This is a genomic window from Siansivirga zeaxanthinifaciens CC-SAMT-1, from assembly GCF_000941055.1.
GTDB classification, from domain to species: Bacteria; Bacteroidota; Bacteroidia; order Flavobacteriales; family Flavobacteriaceae; genus Siansivirga; species Siansivirga zeaxanthinifaciens.
In genome coordinates this window covers 2,082,127-2,104,647 of sequence record NZ_CP007202.1, presented here as the reverse complement: position 1 = coordinate 2,104,647, position 22,521 = coordinate 2,082,127, and the positions used below count along the sequence as shown (strand labels likewise).

At 32.2% G+C, this 22,521-nt stretch carries 21 protein-coding genes; 12 read left to right on the top strand and 9 right to left on the bottom strand.

Going from position 1 to position 22,521, the window contains the following annotated elements:
- Nucleotides 1–11: 11 nt before the first annotated feature.
- From hisS to rpsF, 5 genes are all read right to left on the bottom strand, one after another.
- Entirely contained in the window at nucleotides 12–1,385 is a 1,374-nt protein-coding gene (hisS, locus tag AW14_RS09515; RefSeq protein WP_044638594.1) for a histidine--tRNA ligase, read from the bottom strand.
- A 162-nt stretch (nucleotides 1,386–1,547) separates the two neighbouring features.
- Nucleotides 1,548–2,015, bottom strand: a complete 468-nt coding sequence (locus AW14_RS09510) for a DUF6495 family protein (RefSeq protein WP_044638593.1) — start codon at nucleotides 2,013–2,015, stop codon at nucleotides 1,548–1,550.
- Nucleotides 2,016–2,153: 138 nt separating this feature from the next.
- The gene (gene rplI / locus AW14_RS09505) at nucleotides 2,154–2,600 is read right to left on the bottom strand and encodes a 50S ribosomal protein L9 (RefSeq protein ID WP_044638592.1); all 447 of its coding nucleotides are present in this window, start codon (nucleotides 2,598–2,600) and stop codon (nucleotides 2,154–2,156) included.
- A gap of 13 nt (nucleotides 2,601–2,613) precedes the next feature.
- The gene (gene rpsR, locus AW14_RS09500; RefSeq protein WP_044638591.1) at nucleotides 2,614–2,910 is read right to left on the bottom strand and encodes a 30S ribosomal protein S18; all 297 of its coding nucleotides are present in this window, start codon (nucleotides 2,908–2,910) and stop codon (nucleotides 2,614–2,616) included.
- 2 nt (nucleotides 2,911–2,912) lie between these two features.
- Nucleotides 2,913–3,251, bottom strand: coding sequence for a 30S ribosomal protein S6 (gene rpsF, locus AW14_RS09495; protein WP_044638590.1), 339 nt, complete (start codon nucleotides 3,249–3,251; stop codon nucleotides 2,913–2,915).
- 200 nt (nucleotides 3,252–3,451) lie between these two features.
- Between rpsF and AW14_RS09490 the strand changes: the two genes are divergently transcribed.
- Nucleotides 3,452–4,147: a LytR/AlgR family response regulator transcription factor gene (locus AW14_RS09490; RefSeq protein WP_044638589.1), complete on the top strand. Its 696-nt coding sequence runs from the start codon at nucleotides 3,452–3,454 to the stop codon at nucleotides 4,145–4,147.
- Between the two features lie 112 nt (nucleotides 4,148–4,259).
- Here AW14_RS09490 and priA read toward each other — a convergent pair whose 3' ends face one another.
- The 3 genes from priA to nadC form a co-directional block, all read right to left on the bottom strand.
- Nucleotides 4,260–6,713, bottom strand: a complete 2,454-nt coding sequence (gene priA / locus AW14_RS09485; protein ID WP_044638588.1) for a replication restart helicase PriA — start codon at nucleotides 6,711–6,713, stop codon at nucleotides 4,260–4,262.
- Between the two features lie 3 nt (nucleotides 6,714–6,716).
- The gene (locus AW14_RS09480) at nucleotides 6,717–7,658 is read right to left on the bottom strand and encodes a YihY/virulence factor BrkB family protein (protein WP_044638587.1); all 942 of its coding nucleotides are present in this window, start codon (nucleotides 7,656–7,658) and stop codon (nucleotides 6,717–6,719) included.
- A 97-nt stretch (nucleotides 7,659–7,755) separates the two neighbouring features.
- Nucleotides 7,756–8,616: a carboxylating nicotinate-nucleotide diphosphorylase gene (nadC, locus tag AW14_RS09475; protein WP_044638586.1), complete on the bottom strand. Its 861-nt coding sequence runs from the start codon at nucleotides 8,614–8,616 to the stop codon at nucleotides 7,756–7,758.
- 131 nt (nucleotides 8,617–8,747) lie between these two features.
- Between nadC and rlmH the strand changes: the two genes are divergently transcribed.
- On the top strand, nucleotides 8,748–9,221 hold the full coding sequence (gene rlmH, locus AW14_RS09470) for a 23S rRNA (pseudouridine(1915)-N(3))-methyltransferase RlmH (RefSeq protein WP_044638585.1): 474 nt from the start codon (nucleotides 8,748–8,750) through the stop codon (nucleotides 9,219–9,221).
- Between the two features lie 258 nt (nucleotides 9,222–9,479).
- On the opposite strand, the gene hpf is transcribed toward rlmH, so the two are convergent.
- Entirely contained in the window at nucleotides 9,480–9,779 is a 300-nt protein-coding gene (gene hpf / locus AW14_RS09465) for a ribosome hibernation-promoting factor, HPF/YfiA family (RefSeq protein ID WP_044638584.1), read from the bottom strand.
- A gap of 230 nt (nucleotides 9,780–10,009) precedes the next feature.
- Between hpf and AW14_RS09460 the strand changes: the two genes are divergently transcribed.
- From AW14_RS09460 to AW14_RS09415, 10 genes are all read left to right on the top strand, one after another.
- Complete coding sequence (locus tag AW14_RS09460; protein ID WP_044638583.1) at nucleotides 10,010–10,582, top strand: non-canonical purine NTP diphosphatase; 573 nt, start codon at nucleotides 10,010–10,012, stop codon at nucleotides 10,580–10,582.
- A gap of 61 nt (nucleotides 10,583–10,643) precedes the next feature.
- Nucleotides 10,644–12,863 (top strand): RelA/SpoT family protein, encoded by a 2,220-nt coding sequence (locus tag AW14_RS09455; RefSeq protein WP_044638582.1) that lies wholly within the window; start codon nucleotides 10,644–10,646, stop codon nucleotides 12,861–12,863.
- A gap of 26 nt (nucleotides 12,864–12,889) precedes the next feature.
- Nucleotides 12,890–13,342: a Fur family transcriptional regulator gene (locus tag AW14_RS09450; protein ID WP_044638581.1), complete on the top strand. Its 453-nt coding sequence runs from the start codon at nucleotides 12,890–12,892 to the stop codon at nucleotides 13,340–13,342.
- 12 nt (nucleotides 13,343–13,354) lie between these two features.
- Nucleotides 13,355–14,629 carry an adenylosuccinate synthase gene (locus AW14_RS09445; RefSeq protein WP_044638580.1) on the top strand — a complete coding sequence of 425 codons (1,275 nt, stop codon included), beginning with the start codon at nucleotides 13,355–13,357 and terminating at the stop codon, nucleotides 14,627–14,629.
- A gap of 121 nt (nucleotides 14,630–14,750) precedes the next feature.
- Nucleotides 14,751–16,958 carry an OstA-like protein gene (locus AW14_RS09440; protein WP_154662147.1) on the top strand — a complete coding sequence of 736 codons (2,208 nt, stop codon included), beginning with the start codon at nucleotides 14,751–14,753 and terminating at the stop codon, nucleotides 16,956–16,958.
- 5 nt (nucleotides 16,959–16,963) lie between these two features.
- On the top strand, nucleotides 16,964–18,154 hold the full coding sequence (locus AW14_RS09435; protein WP_044638579.1) for an aspartate aminotransferase family protein: 1,191 nt from the start codon (nucleotides 16,964–16,966) through the stop codon (nucleotides 18,152–18,154).
- 152 nt (nucleotides 18,155–18,306) lie between these two features.
- Nucleotides 18,307–19,695, top strand: a complete 1,389-nt coding sequence (locus AW14_RS09430) for a tetratricopeptide repeat protein (RefSeq protein WP_044638578.1) — start codon at nucleotides 18,307–18,309, stop codon at nucleotides 19,693–19,695.
- 52 nt (nucleotides 19,696–19,747) lie between these two features.
- Complete coding sequence (locus AW14_RS09425; protein ID WP_044638577.1) at nucleotides 19,748–20,665, top strand: DUF368 domain-containing protein; 918 nt, start codon at nucleotides 19,748–19,750, stop codon at nucleotides 20,663–20,665.
- A gap of 2 nt (nucleotides 20,666–20,667) precedes the next feature.
- Nucleotides 20,668–21,687 (top strand): DUF368 domain-containing protein, encoded by a 1,020-nt coding sequence (locus AW14_RS09420; protein ID WP_044638576.1) that lies wholly within the window; start codon nucleotides 20,668–20,670, stop codon nucleotides 21,685–21,687.
- Complete coding sequence (locus tag AW14_RS09415; protein WP_044638575.1) at nucleotides 21,680–22,417, top strand: shikimate dehydrogenase family protein; 738 nt, start codon at nucleotides 21,680–21,682, stop codon at nucleotides 22,415–22,417. The genes AW14_RS09420 and AW14_RS09415 overlap by 8 nt, the downstream gene beginning before the upstream one ends.
- Nucleotides 22,418–22,521 lie beyond the last annotated feature (104 nt).

Here is a 22,521-nt window from a genome sequence, read left to right as displayed (position 1 = left end):
GAGGCTTTTTTTTATTTTTTAATTTGATCGATTAAGGCATTTAAATCAACCTTAAGTTGTTCTCCGGTAATCATATTTTTTAGTGAATAGGTTTCAGAGTTAATTTCCTCCTCACCTACTAAAACAACAAACGGAATGTTACGTTTGTTGGCATGATTCATCTGCTTTTTCATTTTAGCCGCATCAGGATACAACTCTGCATTTATCCCTTGTAATCGTAATTGTTTTATGGCCTTTAAACAAAATAATGCTTCTTTATTACCAAAATTTATAAATAACACTTCAATATTTTTTAAAACAGTTTCTGGAAACAAATTTAGTTCTTCTAAAACCAAATAAATTCTATCAAGTCCAAAACTAATTCCAACGCCACTCACATTATTTAAACCAAAAATGCCCGTTAAATCGTCGTAACGACCACCGCCACCAATAGAACCCATTTGAACCGTTTTTGGTGCAGCAACTTCAAAAATAGCACCGGTGTAATAATTTAATCCGCGTGCCAGCGTAACATCTAAACTTAATGCCGCAGTCGATAATCCTAAGACACTAATGGCTTCATTAATAAAAGCTAATTCTTCAATGCCTTTTTTTCCTTCTTCTGAAGTTGATAATATCCCTTTTAAACTTTCAATTTGAGATTCAAAAGAACCCGAAAGGGTAAATAATGGTTGCAATTTAGTGATGCCAGCTTCTGAAATGCCTTTAGAAAGCATTTCTTCTTTCACCTTCTCCTCGCCTATTTTATCTAATTTATCGAGAGCTACCGTAAAATCGATTAATTTATCTGAAGCGCCAATAACTTCGGCAATACCCGATAATATTTTACGGTTGTTAATTTTAATCGTTACACCTTCTAATTTTAAAGCAGAAAATACCGCATCGTATAACTGAATAAACTCGACTTCCTGCCAAAGAGAGTCACTTCCAACTACATCGGCATCGCATTGGTAAAACTCTCTAAAACGCCCTTTTTGTGGTCTATCGGCACGCCAAACCGGTTGTATTTGGTAACGTTTAAAAGGAAATTCAATTTCATTTTGATGCTGAACAACATATCGTGCAAACGGAACGGTTAAATCGTAACGCAGCGCTTTTTCTGATATACTTGAGGTTAATTTAGTAGAATCTTTTTCTGTGTAAGCAGTAGCATCGGCCTTCGATAAATAATCGCCCGAATTTAAAATCTTAAAAATTAAACGGTCGCCTTCGTCGCCATATTTCCCCATCAAGGTCTCAGAATTCTCAAAACTTGGCGTTTCAATAGGCTGAAAACCAAAGGTTTCAAAAGCACTGCGAATGGTATTAAATATATAGTTACGTTTGGCAACTTGTTCTGGATTAAAGTCTCTGGTTCCCTTAGGAATGCTTGGTTTTTGAGCCATATTAAATGCCTGTGTGGGCAGGTATCTGTTTAAGGTTAATAATTAAAATTCATCTCGAGATTTACCGCAAAAAATATTTGCTTCTCTTAATATCGAATGCTCGAAGTGACAAAAATAAGAGTTTAATTTGAAAAGATTCTTGCCTAAACAAGAATGAACGGTTTAATTTATGAGCTTATCAAAATATTTAAACAAATCGCCTTTAGTAATAACCGCGCCTTTTTCAATCATTTTAAATTTATCTAAATTTTTATCGTCACTATATTCTTTTTTAGCCTGCGAAAACTCTACATTCTCATCCATTAAATTTTCACGAAGCCAGTTATAACCCTCTTTAGTGGTAATGTCGACATCATTTTTTAAAATAATGGCAATAACATGCATTTTATCGGCTCCTAAATGAAAAAGATACATGTGCATAGGCGAAATATGCTCTAAATATTCAGCTTTATTTAAAGCACCTTCCCAAATTAAATCGCTAAAAACGTCTAATTCCATTTCTGCCATTTCTGGTTTATTAACTTTTAAGTTATTCCACTCATCGGCTGTGATAGATTGGGTTGCTAAAAAATTAATAAATTCTTGATGTAATTCTTCTAATTGTTCCTTTGTGAGTCTTGTATACTTCATTTTTACAGTAATTCCTAAATAGACAACTTTATTGATTCAATAAAATGTAAATCCATTTCATTAAAAACTAATATTTTCAATTGTTTCTAATAAAAAAGCCCCAACAAAGTTGAGGCTTTTTAACTAAAAAAAATATTTTTAGTTTGCTTCTGCAATAACCTCGAAAGGTAAATCTACAGTTACTTCTCTGTGTAAACGTACTACTGCATTGTATTTACCAGTACGTTTTACAGTTGCAACTGTAATGTATTTTTTATCGATAGACTGACCTTCTTTTTCTAAAGCCGCCGCGATATCTATGTTGTTTACAGAACCAAATAATTTATCACCTGATCCTACTTTAGATGTAATTTTAATGTCTAAAGCTTTAATAGCTTCAGCAATTTTGTTAGCATCATCAACAATTTTCTTTTCTTTAAAAGCTCTTTGCTTTAAGTTTTCAGCTAATACTTTTTTAGCTGAAGACGTCGCCAAAATAGCTCGTCCTTGAGGAATTAAAAAGTTTCTACCATAACCGTTCTTAACTGTTACAACATCGTCTTTAAATCCTAAATTTTCAACGTCTTGTTTTAATATAAGTTCCATTGTTATCGGTATTTTATTTTAATAAATCGGCTACGTATGGCATTAAAGCTAAGTGACGTGCTCTTTTAACAGCAACAGACACTTTTCTTTGAAACTTTAAAGATGTACCTGTTAAACGTCTTGGTAAAATTTTACCTTGCTCGTTTACAAACTTTAATAAGAAATCTGGATCTTTGTAATCTACGTATTTAATACCAGACTTTTTAAAACGACAGTATTTCTTTTGTTTGTTTGTGTCTATGTTAAGAGGAGTTAAATATCTAATTTCTCCGTCTTTTTTTCCTTTAGATTGTTGTTCTATAGATGACATAATTAAGCTTTTTGTTTAAGTTTAACTCTTCTTCTCTCTGCCCAAGAAATAGCGTGTTTGTCTAACGTAACTGTTAAGTAACGCATAAAACGCTCATCACGTCTAAACTCTAATTCTAAAGCATTAATTACCTCACCTTCTACGGTGTACTCAAATAAATGGTAAAAACCACTTTTCTTGTTTTGTATTGGGTAAGCTAATTTTTTAAGCCCCCAATCTTCTTTAGCTACCATCTTAGCTCCGTTAGAAACAAGAAAATCTTCGTATTTCTTTACTGTTTCCTTTATCTGATCATCAGATAAAACGGGATTTAAGATGAAAACAGTTTCATAATGATTCATAAAAATCGTGTTTATTGTTAAAAATTGGGTGCAAAAATAATCATTAAATACATACTAAACAACATAAATTTAAACTATATTTGAAGTAATAAAAAACGCGTTAAATTTTAATTAAATTAAACACTTTAACGATGTTTTTTGGTTTTTAACCGAATTTTTTGTACTATTGTCGATATCTTAACCGAAATAATATAAATGTTATGACTTTAAACTGTGTAGTAGTAGACGATTCGGCCATACAACGTCTCTCCATTGTTAAGCTTGTAGAGAATCACCCCTCTCTTAACTTAATTGCAGAGTACAGTAGCGCCCTAGAGACCAAAAATGGTTTAAATAGCCACCAGGTAGATTTAATTTTTTTAGACATAGAAATGCCTGTTCTAAACGGATTTGAGCTACTTGATGTACTAAACAACAAACCCCAAATTATTTTTGTAACCGGTAAAACAGAATATGCTTTTAAAGCATTTAATTACGATGCTACCGATTATTTACACAAACCAATTACCAGAGAACGCTTTAATATTTCTGTAGAAAAAGCTTTAGAACACCACAAAATTTCTCAAGACTTTAACGAAGAAGAAGGTGAACACATTTTTGTGAAAAGTAACCTTAAAAAACGTAAAGTATATATTAAAGACATTAAATGGATTGAAGCCCTTGGTGATTATGTGAAATTAGTAACAGAAGACACGAGTTTAGTAGTACTTTCTACTATGAAGTCTTTTGAAAAAGAATTACCAGAAAATAAATTTTTGAGAATTCACAAATCTTATATTGTAAATCTTGATAAAATTGACAGGTTTAACAGTAAAAACGTTGAAGTGGGTGCTTATGAAATTCCGTTAAGCAGGAATAAAAAAACACAACTGGTTGATGCTTTAAATAATATTTAATGTTTTAAATAAAACGAAAATCATTTCTTTTTATAACCAACTAAACATTAAAAATTAAAACTGAAAAAAATCAGTAATGGTTAAACACAAATTTGCAAACAAATTTCAATCACTAAAAGTTATCGACATTTAAAATTACTTTAACCGACCTAAAATCTTTTACACTCAAGAAGCTATTATTAATTTTAATAATAGCTTCTTTTGTTTTAGACAAAGATTGTTTTTTAGGAATCTTAACCAAAATATTTTTATGAAACTGGTTTCTAATACGTGCAATGGGTGGCGATTCTGGTCCTAAAATAAAATCTCCAAAAACCTGTCTTAAAGACGTTGCAAACCAAAGAGAAGCTTTATCTACAACCACATAATCTTTATGTTTTAAAGTGATTTTAATTTGCTTAAAAACTGGCGGATATTTGTAATTATACCGATCGTTCATTTGCTCTTTATACATATCGATATAATTATTTGTAGTAACCTGTTGCAAAATATTATGATGCGGATTATACGTTTGTATTAAAACCTTACCTCTTACATTGGTTCGTCCTGCCCTACCAGAAACCTGCAACATGAGTTGAAAACTACGTTCGTGAGCTCTAAAATCGGGGAAGTTTAACATGGTATCGGCATTCATAATACCAACCAACTTCACATTTCTAAAATCAAGTCCTTTAGTAAGCATTTGGGTGCCAACTAAAATATCTATTTCCTGCTGCTCTAAAGCTGTAATTATTTTTTCGTAACCATACTTACCACGTGTGGTATCCAAATCCATCCTGGCGACTTTATAATCTGGAAATAAGGCTTTTACTTCGGTTTCAATTTGTTCGGTGCCAAAGCCTTTATTGTCTAAATCGGGGCTTCCGCAGGCTAAACATTTAATTAGTTTTGCCATGGTGTAACCACAATAATGACAACGCAATTGATTTTGATATTTGTGATAGGTTAAACTCACATCGCAATTAGGACACTGGGGCGAATGGCCACAGGTATTACACTCCACTATGGGAGAAAATCCGCGTCGGTTTTGAAAAAGAATAACTTGATAGCCTTCTTTTAATGTATCGGTCATTTCAGAAATAAGCCTATCACTAAAATGTCCTTTCATACATTTTTTCTTAAACTTTTCCTTAATATCGACCAACTCCATGTCTGGCATTAAAACATCATTAAACCGCTTCGTAATTTCAACCAAACCATATTTGTTTTGCTGGGCATTAAAATAACTTTCTAAGCTTGGAGTTGCAGAGCCCAGAAGTACTTTAGCTTTAAAAATATGAGCCAAAACAATGGCCGTATCTCTGGCATGGTAGCGTGGTGCCGGATCAAACTGCTTAAAAGATTGTTCGTGTTCTTCATCGACAATGATCAATCCTAAATTATGAAATGGTAAAAAAATGGAGGATCGAGCTCCTAAAATTATTTGAGCTTTCGCGGAATTTTGCAAAACGTGATTCCAAACCTCAACCCGCTCTTGAGATGAGTATTTAGAATGAAACACCGCCACCTGTTCTCCGAAATAATTTTGCAAACGCGTTATTAACTGGGTCGTTAACGCAATTTCTGGCAACAAATATAAAACCTGCTCTTTCTTTTGCAAAGCATCTTCAATAAGTTTTACATAAACCTCTGTTTTTCCTGATGATGTTACACCGTGCAACAAAACAACATCGTGCTGTTTAAAGCCTGTTTGTATATCATTTAAAGCTGTTTCTTGATATGTATTTAATTTTTTTGAAGCTTCGTTTTCTTCACCAGAATATTCAATTCGGTCTGTTTGAATATAATATTCTTCTAAAATATTTTTGTCTATTAAAGCTTTTATAACAGCAGAAGTAGCCTCACTTGCCGTAGTTAAATCGGAAACTTTTACAGGTTTTTTTGTAGTTGCAGATAAAGAAAACAAGGTTAGAATAACTTTATGCTGTTTAGGCGCTCTGTTTAAATCATCTAATAATTGCTGCAAAGCCTGCTCTGAGGTATATTGCGCGTGAAGCTTTACATAACGAACTAACTTGGGTTTGTATTTCTCAAAAACTTCTTCATCAACATGAATGGCCTCTTTTTCTAAAAGTCTATTAATAATTGGCAAGACATTATTCTTCCCTAAAATATTTACTATATCCTGAATTTTTAATGACGATTGAAATTGCAATGCATCATAAATTAAAAATTCTTCATCTTTTAAAAGCGCTTCATCTATGACTTTTTTTGCATTCTTAGTAACAATGGTTTCGCTTTCAAGAACGAAAGCATTTGGCAAAGCCGCTCGCATCACATCTCCTAAAGTACACATATAATAGCTTGAAATCCATTGCCATAAGTTTAACTGGTTTTGTGTTACTAAAGGCGTTTCATCTAATATTTGATGAATTTCTTTTGCTTCATAAACTATGGGGGCTTCGGTGTGAATGTTATATACGATGCCTGTATAAATTTTCGATTTTCCAAAAGGCACAGAAACGCGCATACCTACTTTTAAAAAATCGTATTCTGAAGCCGTAATACTATATGTAAATAGTTTTTGAAGCGGCACAGGTATAATAACATCGATAAAATATTCCATAGACTATTTTCTTTGTCTTAGTTTATTTAATGATGCATTTAACTCATAACCCAACAGCAAAATATTAGCATTTAACCACAAATAGAATAGTAAAATTAACAACCCTCCAATGGAGCCGTAAAGCTTGTTGTAATTTGAAAAATTCTCAATATAAATACCAAACAAAAAGGACGATAAAATAATAAGTGTGGTTGTAAATAAAGCCCCCGCCGAAAAGAATCTAGAAATTTTACCTTCTTTTGTGCCAAAATAGTATAGCGTTGCCGTGGCGATATACACCATAAAAACAAAAAACACATATTTTGCTACGTTATACCAAAAAACGGTTTGCGATTTTACTTGATACCCTCGATTTTCCAGAGTTTCCAGCAATTTTTGAACAACATAAATTTGAAAATATCCTAGAACAACAATAGTTAAAATTAGCAAAAATGCTAAAATAATTGCAACTCCTAAAGCATAAAAGTACTGTCTAAAACCGTTGCGTGTTAATTGTTCATGATATGAGTTTTCGAAACCAGAAAAGGCTGCATTAACTCCGTTAGCCATTAAGGCAATAGACAGAATAAAAACAGAAGATAACAACCCGCCTTGTTGCGACTGATCGATGTTTAAGAAAATATTCTCAAAGAAAAAATCGGAGGTATTGGGCGGTAAAAAAGATTCTAAAAATCGTAAAAATTCTATTTTAAAATCATCTATTGGTACATGAGGTATAATAATTAAAACAAATAATAAAAAAGGAAATAAAGCCGTAAAAAAACTAAATGCAATGGCGCTGGCTCGGGTTGTTAGCGCTCCTTTAACAATACCAGTAATGTATAATTCGAGTAATTCGTAAAACGAAAGACCTTCTAAACCGGGTAACTTTATCCTTTTTAAAAACCTAACAAAGACATTTACTACTGGAATTTTTTCTAGCTTGTCTTCTATGTGTTTGGTCATTAATTTCAATTTTTAGTTAAAAACAAAGTTATTAAAAATAAAACATCCATACTTAAAAAAGCATGGATGTTTAAAATTGATTTTATGTAGTTAAAAACTATTTTACAGCTTTTAAACTTAAGTCCATATTATGAACAGAATGGGTTAAAGCACCACAAGAAATAAAGTTAACACCACATTCTGCGTAATATCGAATAGTAGATTCATTTATGTTACCAGACGATTCTGTTAAACACTTATCTCCAATTAATTTTACAGCTGTTTTAGTGTCTTCGTAATCAAAATTATCTAACAAAATTCTATAAACACCATCTAAGGTTAAAATTTCCCTTACTTCGGTTAAGTTTCTTGCCTCAACCATTATTTTCAAATCTTTCCCGGTGTCTTTTAAATATTGCTTACTAAGTTCAACAGCATTTGTTATACCGCCTGCAAAATCAATATGGTTATCTTTAAGCATAATCATATCATAAAGTGCAAATCTGTGGTTTTCTCCACCGCCTAGTTTTACAGCCCATTTTTCTAACACACGAATACCCGGAGTTGTTTTTCTGGTATCTAAAATAGTGGTGTTGGTCCCCTTTAACAAATCAACAAACATTTTAGTTTTGGTAGCTATTGCACTCATTCTTTGCATAGCATTTAATACGGTACGTTCTGCTTTTAAAATTGATTGTGAAGATCCTTCGACATACATAACGATATCTCCATAAGTAACCTCTGAGCCATCTTGAATTAAGACATCTATTTTTAAATTTTTATCAACGTACGCAAATACTTTTTTAGCAAAATTCACGCCACCAATAATACCTTTATCTTTTACTAAAAGTTTTGCTCTTCCTTTAGCATTTTCTGGAATACAAGCTAACGAACTGTGATCGCCATCTCCAACATCTTCTCTTATGGCATTAGAAATTATTGATTTGACTTCTTGATCAAACTGTTCCTGTGTTATCATAATAAAATGTTAATTTTTTGAACAAAAATAAGAAATTGATTGAGTTTACAAGGCATTAGATTTACGAAATTTATATTTTTTTTTTAATTTAAATTAATTATTCCTAATTCATTATTACTAATTTTGCTAGTATGACTATTAAGCTAATTGCCATTGGCAAAACAGATAACAACCATCTTCAGACGCTTATTGAAGATTATATCAAGCGATTAAATTTTTATATAAAATTCGCAATAGAAATAATTCCAGATATAAAAAACGTTAAAAACCTGAGCGAATCTCAGCAAAAAATAAAAGAAGGTGAGCTTATTTTAAACAAATTATCTCCAACAGATGAGCTCATTCTTTTAGACGAAAATGGAAAACAGTTTGATTCGGTTTCGTTTTCTGAATATTTACAAAAAAAAATGAACTCAGGCATTAAACAACTTGTATTTGTAATAGGCGGCCCTTATGGTTTTTCCGATGAAGTTTACAATAAATCAAATGGGAAAATATCATTATCTAAAATGACATTTTCCCATCAAATGATTCGATTATTTTTTACCGAACAATTATACCGTAGCTTTACGATTTTAAAAAACGAACCGTATCATCACCGTTAAAAAATAACTAGCAATTAAGCTATAAAAGTAAATTCTGGTACTTCGACCAGGATCCCGTAATATGTTATTAAAAACATGAGGACTTGTACAAATATGAAAATTGATAAACTCAAAAAACATATAATCAATACATTTTCAATACGATTTTTCATAATTAAGTAGTTAGGTGGTTGGTTGAACTTAATTAAATCTAAAAACATGTAATTGATTGATGATGAATTAAATATACAATTTTTTTTTTGGTTTAACACATTTTTTTTAATGCGTTTTATAAACCTCTTTACGTTTTTTAATTTGGCGCTCTAAATCGGCTATCGTTTCTCTAACAGCAACTTCATAATTATGTTCGTTTGAAGTGGCAAAAATTCGAGGTCCAGGAAGACTTAATTCGATGTTACATATTTTCCCTTTTTCATGATCTTGCCCCTCTTGCTTAAAATAAACTTCGGCACTTATTAAAAACTCATATCTATTAAAAAGTTTAGATAATTTTTCTTCTGTGAAACTTGAAAGTGTTTCACTTACATCTACGTTTACATACTGAAATTTTACTGTCATAATTTCTAATTTTAATTTACTCAAATATATAAGAGCTGATTGATTATTGTAATGATTTAAGTCATAATTATTTATTAATTTTAATCAAATCCATAAAAACCGACCTAAAAACTTATTACAAAATACATTTTTTTAAAATATTTAATCCGATTTTTATTAAAAATATTCAAAAATGTTTTACATTATTTTTACAATATAATTCTACTTTTGAATTTTATAATTTGAAGCTAATGAAACTGGTATTTGCGACCAATAACTTAAATAAAATTAAAGAAGTTCAATCTTTAATTTCCTCGAATATTGAAATTTTAAGCTTACAAGATATTGGTTGTTTTGAGGATGTTCCAGAAACTAAAAACACCATTGAAGGTAACGCTATTCAAAAAGCAGAATATATAAAAACAAATTATGGTTACGATTGTTTTGCCGATGATACCGGGCTCGAGGTTGAATTTTTAAATGGAGCACCCGGCGTTTATTCAGCCAGATATGCCGGTGAGCAGCGCAACGCTCAAGATAACATGACTAAGCTGCTAAAAAACTTAGAAACAGTCAATAACAGAGCTGCCCAATTTAAAACCGTAATCGCATTACATTTAAATGGAACCCTAACAACCTTTACCGGAATTTGTCTTGGAGAAATTACCAAAACCAAAAAAGGTGACAAAGGTTTTGGTTACGACCCTATTTTTAAACCAAATGGATACGACCAAACATTTGCAGAAATGGACTTAGATTTAAAAAATGAGATTGGCCATCGTGGTAAAGCGGTAACACAATTAGTAAATTTTTTAAATTCTTAAATCTAAGATAAAAATAAAAATGCCTGTTGTTTGTTAAATTACTTTATGCTACTTTTAAATTATGACAGAGGAAGAAATAGAAAAAGAAAACGCAGCCATTACCAAAGCCTACAAAGAATTATTAAAAGTAAGTTATACCACATTAACAGACGACGATAAAAAATTAATTCGAAAAGCTTTTGAAGTAGCTGTAGACGGCCATAAAAATCAACGTAGAAAATCTGGTGAAGCCTATATATTTCACCCAATTGCGGTGGCTAAAATTGTTGCTCAAGAAATAGGATTAGATGCCACATCTATCGCGTCTGCATTGCTACATGATGTTGTTGAAGACAGTCCAGATTACGAAATTGAAGACATAGAAAAACAATTCGGTCCTACAGTAGCGACCATTGTAGCGGGTTTAACAAAAATATCATCTTTAAGTAAAGAAAAAGACATGGATGTGTCTTTGCAGGCAGAAAATTTTCGCAAAATGCTGCTTACGCTTAACGACGATGTTCGTGTTATAATTATTAAAATTGCCGACCGTTTGCATAACATGCAAACAATGGATTCGATGCGTACAGATAAACAAGAAAAAATCGCATCTGAAACCTTATACATTTATGCCCCATTAGCACATAGAATTGGTCTTTACAACATTAAAACACAACTGGAAGATTTAGGACTAAAATATACCGAACCCGATGTGTATTTTGACATCCTTAACAAAATAAAGGAAAGTAAAGAAGAACAGGATTTATATATTGAACAGTTTAGTGAAGTTATTAAAAACTCGCTAAATAAAGAACAACTCACCTATACTATTAAAGGGCGCCCTAAATCAATTTTCTCGATTCGTAGAAAAATGATTAAACAAGGTGTTACCTTCGATGAAGTCTACGATAAATTTGCTATTCGAATTATTTATGAGAGCGATTCGGCAAACGAGAAATTTCTAGCCTGGAAAATTTACTCCATTGTCACAGATCATTTTAGGCCCAATCCTATTCGATTAAGAGACTGGATTTCTTCTCCAAAATCTACAGGCTACGAAGCCTTACACATAACCGTTATGGGGCCGAAAGGTCGATGGGTTGAAGTTCAAATTCGTAGCGAACGCATGAATGAAATTGCCGAAAAAGGATATGCTGCACATTACAAATACAAACAAGAAGGCGAAAAAGAAGATAGTTTAGAAGATTGGATTAACAAACTTCAAGAAGCATTGGAAAGCTCGGAAACCAATGCTGTTGACTTTGTTGAACAATTCAAACTCAACCTGTATTCTAAAGAAATCTTTGTTTTTACGCCTGCTGGAGAGTTAAAATCTTTACCAAAAGGAGCAACCCCTTTAGATTTTGCATTTAATATCCATACCGAGGTTGGCATGAAAACCCGAGGTGCTAAGGTAAATGGTAAGTTAGTACCCTTAAGTTATGTTCTAAAAAGTGGCGACCAGGTCGATATTTTAACATCAGACAGTGCTAAACCCAATGCCAACTGGTTAGACTATGCTACAACGGCCAGAGCCAGAAGTAAAATTAAATCTTCCCTACGAGAAGATAAAAAGCTTATTGGCGAAGACGGAAAAGAATTGCTTCGTAGAAAGTTAAAGCAATTAAAAATAACCCTCAACGAATCATCTGTTAACGAACTTGTAAATTACTTTAAACTAAAAACAAGTCTCGATTTGTTCTACAGAGTTGGTATTGGAACTATCGACAACACCATGCTTAAAGATTTTGCTGCTTCTAGAAGTAATACCATTATGGGGTATTTAAAGAGCAAAATCACTAGAAAAACACATGTAAACAAAGAAGAAGTAGATAAAGAAGAAGTAACTTCTAATTACGATTTACTTGTTTTTGGCAAAGAAGAAGAAAAACTAGACTATAAGTTATCGAGTTGCTGTAATCCCATACCGGGTGATGATGTTTTCGGATTTTTAACTGTTTCCGAAGGCATAAAAGTGCATAAAAAAAATTGTCCTAATGCCATAAGCTTGCAGTCAAACTATGCCTATAGAATCATGACAGCGAAATGGGTCGATTCTAGTCAGCAAGAATTTTTAGCACAAATAATTATTTCTGGTATTGATAACATGGGGCTTGTTAATGAAATAACCAAAGTTATTTCTGAAAACATGCACGTAAACATGAAAAGTTTAAGTTTCGATAGTGATGGCGGGCTTTTTTCTGGTAAAATAAACGTAATTGTTAAGAATAAAACACTCTTAAAAAAGCTTTTAGAAAAACTAAAAAAAATTAATGGTATCGATAAAGTTACTAGAGTGTAAAAAAAGTGTAAATTTGCAACGAAATTATGAGTGCTAGCACAGATACAAAAAACCAGGAAATAGTAAAAAGTGTTTTTACTAACTTTTTAGAAAACAACGGACACCGAAAAACGCCCGAACGTTACGCTATACTTCAGGAAATCTACAATAATAAAGAGCATTTCGACATAGAATCGCTTTATTTAAACATGAAAAACAAAAAATATCGTGTTTCTCGTGCAACGCTTTACAATACCATAGAATTACTTTTAGAATGCGGTTTGGTAAGAAAACATCAATTTGGACAAAACCAAGCGCATTACGAAAAATCATATTTTGATAGACAGCACGACCATGTAATTCTTACCGATACCGGTGAGGTTATAGAGTTTTGCGACCCCAGAATTCAATCTATAAAAAAAACAATCGAAGAAGTTTTCGATATAGAAATAAACAATCATTCACTTTATTTCTACGGAAATAGAAAATCAACTAAATAATTACTTTTTAAAATGGCAGTAGATTTACTACTAGGATTACAATGGGGAGACGAAGGCAAAGGAAAAATTGTTGACGTACTTACCTCTAATTACGACATAATTGCCCGCTTTCAAGGAGGCCCAAATGCAGGACACACACTTGTATTTAACGGAAAAAAACACGTTTTACATACCATTCCATCTGGTATTTTTCACGATGGAACCATCAATTTAGTAGGTAACGGTGTGGTTATTGATCCGGTTATTTTTAAAGGCGAATTAGACAAACTTGAAGCACAAGATGTAGATTATAGAAAATCACTAGTAATCTCTCGAAAAGCTCATATAATACTTCCAACTCATAGATTACTTGATGCTGCCAGTGAAGCTTCAAAAGGAAAAGCTAAAATTGGCTCTACTTTAAAAGGTATTGGCCCAACTTACATGGATAAAACCGGTAGAAATGGTATTCGTGTTGGCGATTTAGAATTAAGCGATTGGAAAGAACGCTACAGAGCACTGGCCGATAAGCACGAATCTATGATTGCTTTTTACGATGTTGATATTCAATATAATTTGGAAGAATTAGAAACCGAATTCTTTAAAGCTATTGAAGTTTTAAAATCATTGAAATTTATAGATTCAGAAGAATATATTTATCAAGCACAAAAAACAGGCAAAACTATTTTAGCTGAAGGTGCACAAGGCTCGTTGTTAGACATCGATTTTGGAACCTATCCATTCGTAACTTCTAGTAATACAACCGCTGCTGGTGCTTGTACTGGTTTAGGTGTTGCACCTAACCAAATTGGTGAAGTTTTTGGAATTTTTAAAGCCTATACAACCCGTGTTGGATCAGGCCCCTTCCCTACCGAATTATTCGATGAAGATGGCGCAACCATGAGTCGTGTTGGTAACGAATTTGGAGCAACTACAGGTCGCCCAAGACGTTGTGGTTGGTTAGATTTAGTAGCATTAAAATATGCTTGTCAAGTTAATGGTGTAACTCAATTAATGATGATGAAAGGCGATGTGCTTTCTGGATTTAAAACCCTAAAAGTGTGTACTGCTTACAAATATAAAGGAGATATTATCAAGCATTTCCCTTACAATATTGAACCAGAAAATGTAGAACCTATTTACACCGAGGTTGATGGTTGGCAAGAAGATTTAACAGAAATGTCTGAAACATCTCAGCTACCAAAGGCATTAAACGAATACATAGAATTTTTAGAAAAAGAATTAGAAATTCCTATAACTATCGTTTCTGTTGGACCAGATAGAAAGCAAACTATTTTCAGAAGTTAAAAATCGCTTCTAAAAATAATATTTATATAAAAAACGCTTCAAAATATTTTGAAGCGTTTTTTATTAGAATACAATTATACATCATAATTATCGTTATTTTTGCGACAAACTTTTTTACATTTTGAAGAACAAAATACAGATTTATCTTTTAATTCTTGTAAGCAGTATTTCAATAAACTTTACTTTTTCACAAGAAGAAAAGAAAATTGAAATACTTTATGCTGGTAGATTAAATATTGATGAAGTAAATTATCCGGGAGCTCAAGTTTTAACACGCGATGAATCCCAACAGGTTCATATTGCACATAATAGCATTAATATGTGGTCGGATAAAGCCATATATTACAGCGATGAAAATTTTATTGAAGCGTACGGTAATGTAAAAATGATTGAAGGAGACACTATAAACATGGCTTCAAAATACATTGAATATAGTGGAGTTTCACAATTGGCATTTGCTCATGGTAATGTAGTTTTAAAAGATCCTAATTCAACAATAACAACAGATTCTCTTTACTTCGATCGTATCAATCAAGAAGCCTTTTATAGAACAGGCGGTACGGTAGTTAAAGATACTTCGGGTACTATAACCAGTAAAATTGGTCGATATCTCATGAATATGAAAAAATACCGATTTGTTGAAGATGTGGTATTAGTTAATAAAGATGCTACCATAAACACCAATTACTTCGATTTTTATTCCGATACGGGTCAAGGTTACCTGTATGGGCCTTCAACCATAATTACCGAAACTAGTAAAACATATTGCGAAAAAGGTTTTTATGATACCAAAAACAAGGTTGGTTATGCAGTGAAAAATTCTCGCATCGATTACGACGACCGAATTATCGAAGGCGATAGTTTATATTTTGATAATAAAATAAGTTTTGCTTCAGCTACAAACAACATTAAAGTAACCGATACTATTAACAAAACCATTGTAAAAGGGCATTATGCCGAGGTTTTTAAAGCTAAAGATTCGTTATTTATTACCAAAAGAGCTTTAGCAATTACAAAACAAGAAAACGATTCCATTTACATGCATGCCGATAAAATAATGGTAACAGGGAAACCCGAAAACCGTATTTTAAGAGCTTATTATAATGCTAAAATATTTAAGTCAGATTTAAGTGGCAAAGCAGATTCCATTCATGCCAATCAAAAAACAGGCTTAACAAAACTCATAAATATAGACAAGTTTAAATCGACTGATTTGTTTTCTACAAAACGAAGACCCATCATGTGGAATATTGAAAACCAAATGACAGGGGATACCATTCATTTATTATCCAATAATGAAACGGAAAAACTAGATTCATTGTTGGTTTTTAATAACGCCTTTATAATAAGTAAAGACACCTTAACAACCGATGGTTATAATCAAATTTCCGGAATTCGATTGGTTGGTTTGTTTAACGATAAAAATGAACTTCGTAAAGTCGATATTATTAAAAATGCACAATCCATTTTCTACACCAGAAATGAAAATCAAGAACTTATTGGTATCGACAAGGCGAAATCTGGAAGTATTTCCATACTTTTTTCTGAAGGCGATATTGAAGAATACTCTAGAATAAATCAAATTGATGGCGACTTATACCCTGAATCAAAATATCCAAAAAACGAAAAACGCCTAAAAGGTTTCGATTGGCGAGCCGATGAACGCCCTTTAACGATTGAAGATTTATTCAACGAAGATGAGCCATTTGAGTTGCCAGTAATTACCGGTTTAGAAGATTACATTCCACAAGATGATTTCTTTAATGAGGAACTATTAGAACGTATAAATTTAACTCACGAAAAAAGTTATTCAAGTGTGCCTTTTACCAAAGTAACTTTAAAAGGTGGAGCCCCATTTAATTTAACAGAAATTAGCAAAATCAAATTTAATTTAGTAAAAACTATTGGTGTTCCAAATGCCGCAGTTATGGGGGTTTATTTAGAATTTAACTATGAAGAATTAAAAGATTTAAATAAAACATTTATTTTAGAATTACAAAAGGCCACAACAAGTGATGCATTAAACCAAATAAAAATATTAAAAGGCATAACAGATTGGAATCCTATAAATTTCCCTATATCATTAACTCTTAAAGAAGGAAAAAATGTAATTAACTTATATGAATCAATAATGACATCTTCGCAAAAGAATATAGATTATTATTCGGGAGTCAACACCTTACAACTTTTAATAGGATACTTTAATGGTTTTGATTTATCTAAAAGCACAAATACTGTTTTAGATTATGATATAAAGATGTATCTATCAAAAAATAGCAATACAAATAACACTGATGCGAAAAATATAACTCCTGAAGAAAAAAAATAGTTTTAGTGAAACAAGACTTCCTTACATATCAAGCACAAACATCGCCACATCCTTTAGCTATGGAAGTATCTCATGCTAATGGGAGTTATATTTACGATTCAAATAACAAAGAGTATTTAGATTTTGTTGCAGGCGTTTCGGCAACACCTTTGGGTCATAATCATCCAAGAGTAATTAATGCGATTAAAACCCAACTAGACAAGTATATGCATGTCATGGTTTATGGGGAATATGCTCAAAACGCCCCTGTAGAACTTTGTAAATTACTAGCTAAGCATCTTCCTGATAATTTAAACAAAACATATTTAACAAATTCGGGTACAGAAGCTATTGAAGGTGCTTTAAAGCTAGCCAGAAGAGCCACAAGTAGAAGCGAAATTATAGCAGCAAACCACGCATATCATGGCAATACAATGGGTTCTTTGAGTGTTATGGGCTATGAAGAACGCAAAAAAGCCTTCAGACCTTTAATTCCTGATGTACGCTTCATCAACTTTAACAATGAAGACGATATTCAAAATATAACAACTAAAACAGCTGGTGTTATTTTAGAAACCATACAAGGCGGTGCCGGTTTTATAGAACCTAAAAACGGGTATTTAGAAAAAGTAAAACAACGCTGTAACGAAGTGGGTGCGCTACTTATTTTAGATGAAATACAGCCGGGTGTTGGTAGAACAGGAAAGTTATTCGGATTCGAAAATTACAATTGTGTTCCAGACATTTTGGTAATTGGTAAAGGCTTAGGGGGAGGCATGCCCATAGGGGCATTCACGGCGTCTAGTGAACTTATGGATTTATTACAAGACAACCCAAAGTTAGGCCACATAACAACTTTTGGTGGTCATCCAGTAATTGCGGCATCAGCACTAGCTACTTTACAAGAAATTACAGAAAGTCATTTAATGTCGCAAGCTTTAGAAAAGGAACAACTATTTCGTAATTTATTAGTACACCCTTTAATTTCTGAAGTTCGAGGAAAAGGCCTCATGTTAGCAGCAATAACACCATCGGCAGATGTAACAAATCAGGTTATTTTAGAGTCACAAGATGCTGGATTAATACTGTTTTGGTTACTTTTTGAACCTAAAGCTATCCGAATTACACCACCATTAACGATATCAAACGAAGAAATCATTAAAGGTTGTGAAATTATTATCACTATTTTAAATAAAATCCAAGCACAGTCAGCCTAGTTCAATCTTCTGAAAATCAACACAAAAACCTTAAAAACAATCACAAAACACGGTACCTGTTCATTACTTTGTTAAAAACATTTAAGCTTTTCAGCATATTAAATAAAATAGAAGCTTAAATTTAAACATGTAGAACATTAATAAATGTGCTTATGGAGTTTAGTCAAGACGACAATAACAATCTGCCCTTAACCAAGTTTGAATCGATGCTAAAAACCAATCATGTTTTATTTTTCGATTCTGAAGAATTTGAAAACATCATTCACCACTACTTAAATCAAGGTAAAATAGCTTTAGCAAAAAAAGCTATAAAATTAGGGCTAGAACAACATCCAACTTCCATAAATCTTAAACTTTTTAAAGTTGAAGTTTATGTTTTCGAGGACAAGTTAATTGAAGCAGATAATTTATTAAGTGAACTCTATCTTCTAGATCCAACAAACGAAGAAATTTTTATTCAAAAAGCCAATATTTTTTCTAAAAAAGACGAACATGAGCAAGCTATTGATGTCTTAAAAATAGCGCTAAAACTTACCGATGATGTTGTAGATATATATTCGTTAATTGGCATGGAGTATTTATTCTTGGACCGATTTGAAGAAGCCAAAGAGTATTTCATGAAATGTCTGGAAGAAGATATTGAAGACTACTCTGCCTTATACAACATTATTTATTGTTTCGAGTTTTTAAATCAAACCGACGAAGCTATTGAATACTTGAATTTATTTTTAGATAAAAATCCATATTGCGAAGTTGCTTGGCATCAATTAGGCAAGCAATACTACTACATAAAAAACTACAAAAAAGCCCTAGCAGCTTACGATTTTGCTATTATTTCAGACGATACATTTGTTGGAGCCTACCTAGAGCGCGGAAAAGTTTTAGAGAAACTAAAACGTTTTGAAGAAGCTATAGAAAATTATACCGTTACACTAAAATTAGACGATCCCACATCGTTTGCTTTATTAAGAATTGGAAACTGTTACGAAAAATTAAAAAACGACGAATTAGCAGTTCAATATTATTACAAAACAGTGCATGAGGATCCTTTATTAGATAAAGGCTGGATTGCTATTACAAAATATTACAATAGAAAAAGAAATTACCAAAAAGCTCTATATTATATTAATAAAGCCATTAATATAGATCATGAAAATGTGACTTATTGGAAATTATATTCGCAAATTAACCAGCGTATAAATTTATTTGAAGAAGCTGAGCGCGGATTTAAAAAAACCTTAGAACTAGGAAATTACGAACTAAACACTTGGCTTTCTAGAGGCGATTTGTTAATTAAACTAGGGGAACCCGAAGCCGCTATTTATAATTTTGAGCAAGCTATTGAATTTTATCCTGAAAATGCCGAAATAGAATACCGTTTGGCTGGCGCCTATTTACTAGTTAACGAAAATACCAAAGGTATTTTTCACCTAAAAAATGCTTTAAAGCATAATGAAGACTATGCTTTTATTTTAGACGAACTTTTTCCTGAAATACTGAATAAAGTTGTTGTAAAAAACATACTAAAGGAAAAACAATAGACGCCCGTTTATTTAAAATACATATATTTGATTTTTAGTTTAAAAATTAAATATGTCAAGAAGTTTTAAAGATTACTTAGTTATTTCTCTCAAAGGTTTAGCCATGGGTGCTGCAGATGCTGTACCTGGTGTTTCTGGAGGAACCATTGCCTTTATATCGGGGATTTACGAAGAACTTATTGCTACCATTAGTAATGTAAAACCATCTACAATTAAATCGCTTTTTAGTGGAGAAATAAAAACGTTTTGGAGCCAAATAAATGGCAATTTTATATTAGCTTTATTAAGTGGCATTGTTGTAAGCTACATCTCTTTTATGCGTCTTGCTAAGTATTTATTAGAAAACCACCCGGTACTTATTTGGTCTTTCTTTTTTGGTCTTATTGTAGCCAGCATTTTTTTTATTGCAAAGCAAATCACTAAATGGAATCTTCCTGTGTTTATAGCTCTAGCTTTAGGAACTATATCTGCATTTATAATTACAACACTGCCCGTTATGGACACAAACGAAAATTCTTGGTTTTTGTTTGTTGCAGGTGCCATAGCTATTTGCGCCATGATTCTTCCAGGTATTTCGGGATCGTTTATTTTAATTATTCTTGGAGCCTATAAAACTTTAAGCGACGCCATTCACGATGTTGATATCAAAAAAATATTTGTTTTTATAGCCGGTGCCGTAATAGGTTTGCTCAGTTTTAGTCATATTTTAAAATGGCTTTTTAAACATTATCATAATATTACTTTAGCACTTTTAACAGGATTTGTTTTTGGTTCCCTAAATAAGGTTTGGCCCTGGAAAAAAACCTTAGCGTGGCATACCGATTCTAAAGGAATTAAAGTCCCTTTTATACAAGAAAGCATCTCGCCTTTTTCTTTTGAAGGAAATAACCAATTAACTTTTGCTATCATTTTAATGATTCTAGGTTTTTTAACTATTTTTATTTTAGAAAAAATAGGATCAAAAAAATAAAAATGGAAAGTACCCGAACTTTAAAAGACAAAATATTCCTAGTTTTAAAAGGCGTAGGAATGGGTGCTGCCAATAAAGTTCCGGGAGTTTCTGGCGGGGTTGTGGCTTTTGTTGCAGGGTTCTACGAAGAATTTATTTATTCCTTAAAAAAAGTAAACCGAAAAGCTTTAAAATTACTTTTAAACGGCCGTTTTAAAAGTTTTTACAAATATATTAATGGGCGCTTTTTAAGCCTCTTATTTTTCGGAATGATTGTAAGCTATTTCAGCATATCAAAAATTCTAGATTACCTTATAAAACATTATGAACTCTACGTTTGGAGCGTTTTTTTCGGAATGATAATTGGCTCTATATATTATATTAATAAAGACTTTAAAGACTGGAATTACAAAACAGTTACCAGTTTAATTATTGGAATTGTTTTAGGTTTAAGCATTAGTTTTTTAAATCCTGCAAAAGAAAATGACAACCTTTGGTTTGTGTTTTTTTGTGGAATAATTAGTGTTTCTGGCATGACACTTCCCGGGTTTTCGGGCTCATTTATTCTAATTTTATTGGGTAATTATGTGCTACTTTTAGTCGATTCTGTAAACGCGCTTTACGATTCGTTTTACGATCTTTTAAAAGGTGATTTTCAATCAATCTCCAGTCCGGAACGCATTCGTTTACTAAAAGTGCTCGTTGTTTTTACTTTAGGCTCTATAACGGGATTAGTTACATTTTCACATCTTTTAAGTTATATTTTAAAACATTATAAAAGCATCACACTTTCGTCCATCATAGGGTTTATTGTTGGTTCACTGGGTGTCGTTTGGCCTTGGAAAGAGACTATTTATAAATTATCCGATTCAGGAGATATTCTCATCGATTCCAGAGGTGAAAAAGTTATAGAGAATTACCAACGCTACTCTCCGCAGCTCAACGCCGAAACCTATTACGCTATAGGCTTCATATTTATAGGAATTGCCATTGTACTCTTGCTGGAATATTACGGACAAAAAACAAAAAAAATCAATGAATAAATTAGGACTTTTAGGAAGAAATATTTCCTATTCATTCTCAAGAACATATTTTAAAGAAAAATTTGAAAAAGAAGGCATAGAAAACACAACTTACGAAAATTTTGATATCGACTCCATCGAAAAATTACCTGCCATAATTGAAAATACCAAAAATTTAAAAGGGTTAAACGTAACTATTCCTTATAAACAAGAGGTCATGCCTTTTCTAGATAAAATCAATAAAAAAGCTAAAGAAATTGGTGCTGTAAACACCATTAAAATCACTAAAAAAGGAAAGTTAGTAGGTTATAATACAGATTGTTACGGATTCAAAAAATCGTTACAACCCTATTTAAAATCTTCACATAAAAACGCACTCATTTTAGGTACAGGCGGAGCAAGCAAAGCAGTCGCTTATAGCCTAAAACAACTGGGTATAAATTACAAATATGTATCTCGAAATTTAACCGAGGGCATTGCTTATACGTATCAAAACCTAACTAATTCAGTAATAAAAGAACATACTATTATTATAAACTGCACGCCTCTAGGTACTTTTCCAAACATCGAAAATTGCCCTGAAATACCTTACGATGCCATAACCGAAAACCATATTTTATTCGATTTAATATACAATCCGGCCGAAACCAAATTTTTAAGCTTCGGAAAACAAAAAAGGGCCACCATTTTAAACGGTTTGAATATGCTTGTTTTACAAGCCGAAAAGGCTTGGTCTATATGGAATTCTTAATGTTTTTCTATTTACATATTAAATCTATCGGGTAGTACTTTATAAAATACTTTGTAAATACTTTACTTGTTAGTATCTTTAACACAAAAGCTAAATTACGAACC